The sequence below is a fragment of the Desulfobacter sp. genome (assembly GCF_050177295.1).
Map to the genome: position 1 here is coordinate 1 of NZ_JBFXHE010000480.1, position 3,106 is coordinate 3,106.

A 3,106-nucleotide genomic window follows, 5' to 3' on the forward strand; every position below is an offset into this window, starting at 1 on the left:
GCTGTCCCGGGTTTTACCGTTGCAACTTTTGATGCTTATTTCCACGCCCACGTCAGCCAGACGCTGTTTTAGAATTTGCGCCATCCGGACTTCGTCGCCGGCACATAACAGATCAAAGGCAAGGGGCTTGCCGTCAGCTCCTGTTCGCACAGATCCCCCGTTCAGGGTGAATCCGGCCTGGTCCAAAAGCCTGCCTGCCTTTTCGGGATTAAACTCATAGGCTCTGACGTTTTGGGCGGCCATGACATGGTCCGGGGGCAGAATGCCTGCCCGTCCGGGCAGGGCCGCTCCCCGGGCCACCTTGGCCACAAGTTCGTCAAGGTCAACGGCATGGGTAAAGGCCCGGCGGACCTGAGTGATTTGGGCCGGACCGGGAAGGTTCCGGTTGAACAGGAGTCGGTATCCCCAGAACCCCGGACTCTTGAGGATCCTATGTTCGGGATCAGTTTCAAATTTGGGCAAAAGGTCCGGGGAGACCCGGATCATGTCTATCTCGTGCTTCTGGTAGGCCAGAATGGGTTCACTTACCGGGATGAACTCCAGCCGGTTGACCCGAACGGCCGGTCCCCAGAAATCCTTAAACCGCTCAAACCGGTAGGTGCCGTGTTCCCGGCTGTAGCCGGTGAGCCGATATGGGCCTGTGCCGATCACCGCCTCCGGCGTGGTAAATGTTTTGGGATTATCCACCTTTTCCCAGATGTGTTTGGGGATGATACGGCTGATGCCCAGGCTGTAAAGCATTGATGCGGTGGGCGTCTTCAAGGTTACCTTGATCCGGTCGTCGTCAAGGATTTCAACCCGGTCGATGCGGTCAAATACATAGGACCAGGTCATGGGAAAGCGGCCGGCGTAATTCAGGGAAAAGGCCACATCCTCGGGTGTCATGGGTGTACCGTCATGCCACTTGACTCCTTTACGAACGGTGAATATGTATGCCTTTCCCTGGTCTTCAACCTGCCAGGATGTGGCCAGCCAGGGGATAAGTCCCTGATCCCCACGTTCCAGGAGACTGTCGAAGATCATGCACATTTTAAACCCCCCGGGCCCCCGGGGATAGTGGGCGTAGGGGCTCGGGTATCCCCAGTCCCCGCCAGCCAGCCGGATGACCTCCACCTGACCGGACGAGGTGCCGGCATTGAGTGTCGGCACCAGAAAAAACAGACATAACGCCAGGATCACTATACACCGGCGCAGTGCATAACTCGCCGGTTTATATGCCATCCGACCCTCCCGATGTGGTCTTGCGGTCTTCGTGAACGGACCAGGTCATGGCACCCCGGCAGACCGGTGCGGCAGGCACATATTCGCCGTCAACACACCGGGTCTCCACATAGTCGGCGATGATTTGTTCCGCCTCCCGGGTGATCTCCATATGGGACTGAAAAAAACGAGTGATATGGCGGATGGTGTGATCCCTGTCCCAGTCGATCTCTTTGTTCCACCAGGAAAAGGTAATGTCCGGGCGATACCCCATGGCATAAACCAGGTTGAACGGGTAGATGATATCCGTGTGTTTTTGGGGCATGGGGCGGTCGAAAAATTTTTCCCACAGGGGTGCAAACTGCTGATTCATGCCGGGACCTGAAAAGGCGCTCATATAGCAATAATGGGTGGAGGCCGCCATCAGTTTCATGACGGCATCAGGCCCGTCAATGCCGGGTGTCATGGAGGCAAATACCAGATCAAAGGCCTTTTCCCATCCCTGTTCTGCCAGATCCGTCTCCTGCCAGGTTTTTTGAACAATGCTAATATTGTCAACCTTTTCTTGTTCGATCCGTTTCGACATGATGTCGATCATGCCGCCCGAGGGTTCAAGGGCAGTGACATGGGCGCAGAGTTTGGCCATGGGCAGGGCCCAGGAGCCCGGGCCTGCACCGATATCCAGAACCCGTGTTTTTGGGGTCAAAATCCCTTTGTCCACAAGCTGTTTAAGCGTGGCATCCCGCTTGACAGACGCCTTTTCTCCGCTGGTTCGTTGGGCAAAATCCTTGGCCATGTTGTCCCATCTGTTTATATCGCAGGGGCCGCGAGCTTCCGACCTTGCCGGCTGTTCAGCTTTGGATCGTTCAATGGTTTTCAGCCACTGATTTTCCCAGAATGTTTGGGCGTTTGCTTGTAGTTCCATAATCGTTTTCCCTATATCTTAATGGTGAAGGTGATGCCTACTGTCCTATCCGTGGCCGGATACCCCGTACTGTCATAATAGTCTTGGTCCAGCAAGTTCTTAATATATACGTTCACGGTGCCGTTTTTCAGCCAGCCAAGCTGTTCAAAACATTTGTACTCAAAACCTAAGTCCACCACACTGTGGGCCGGGATGTCCACCTCGTGAAAATTCCAGACGTCATCGGCAATCTCTTCGGAGACCTCGGTGGATTCGTCACTCTGGTAGGTGTAATCCAGCATCAGGGTTGCTTTTTCGTTAAAGGCATAGCGCAGTCCAATCCCGACCTGGTGCTCGGCCCGCTGGTCCAGTTCGGTTTCTCCGGCCGGTTCGTTTCCCTGGTTTTCAAATTTTTGCCAGGCCCAGCTCAGATAAAAAGAGAGTTCCGGAGTGATATTTCCTGACAACTCGAGGGTGGTACCGTGGCGATAAACCTCCTCCAGGTTGACTTTATAGTCGCTGAACCGCAACACCCCGGCCCCGGCGCCTGAATACTGGGCAAAGCTGCTGTTGATGGCGATGAAATCCTTGATATCGTAAAACGCATACCCGGCTTTCAGGTTGATATTGCCCCAGAGCCTGCGGTTTATCATCAGGTCATATCCCATGCCGTGTTCCGGTTCCAGGGTAATACCGGCAGGTCGACCCTGGGGGTTGTAATCACCGTGGTAGTCCGGGGCGTGCCAGATTTTGCTGACACCGGCGGAAAGGGAGGTGTCCCGGAACCAGGCACCTAAATGGTCCATATGCCAGGTGGTCATGGATTTTGGGATGATCTGGTCAAAGTCCCGCTTCACATATTTGTCGTAATATGAGTTATACAGATTGCCGTTGGACCAGTTGCTGACACAGATATTGACATCCTCGTACCGTAATCCCAGGGTCATGTCCACATGGGGAATAACGCCGAATTTATGCTGGACAAATGCGCCTTTTTTGCGA

General features: G+C 54.4%; 3 protein-coding genes. All 3 read right to left on the reverse strand.

Annotated features, from left to right (window positions below):
* The coding region (locus AB7U36_RS21390; RefSeq protein WP_428161644.1) for an ABC transporter substrate-binding protein at positions 1-1,221 on the reverse strand (1,221 nt) is incomplete at its 3' end.
* Entirely contained in the window at positions 1,211-2,125 is a 915-nt protein-coding gene (locus AB7U36_RS21395; protein WP_428161645.1) for a class I SAM-dependent methyltransferase, read from the reverse strand. The genes AB7U36_RS21395 and AB7U36_RS21390, both read right to left, overlap by 11 nt.
* An 11-nt stretch (positions 2,126-2,136) precedes the next feature.
* Positions 2,137-3,106, reverse strand: a 970-nt coding sequence (locus tag AB7U36_RS21400; protein WP_428161646.1) for a TonB-dependent receptor domain-containing protein, incomplete at its 5' end; no start/stop codon positions are given.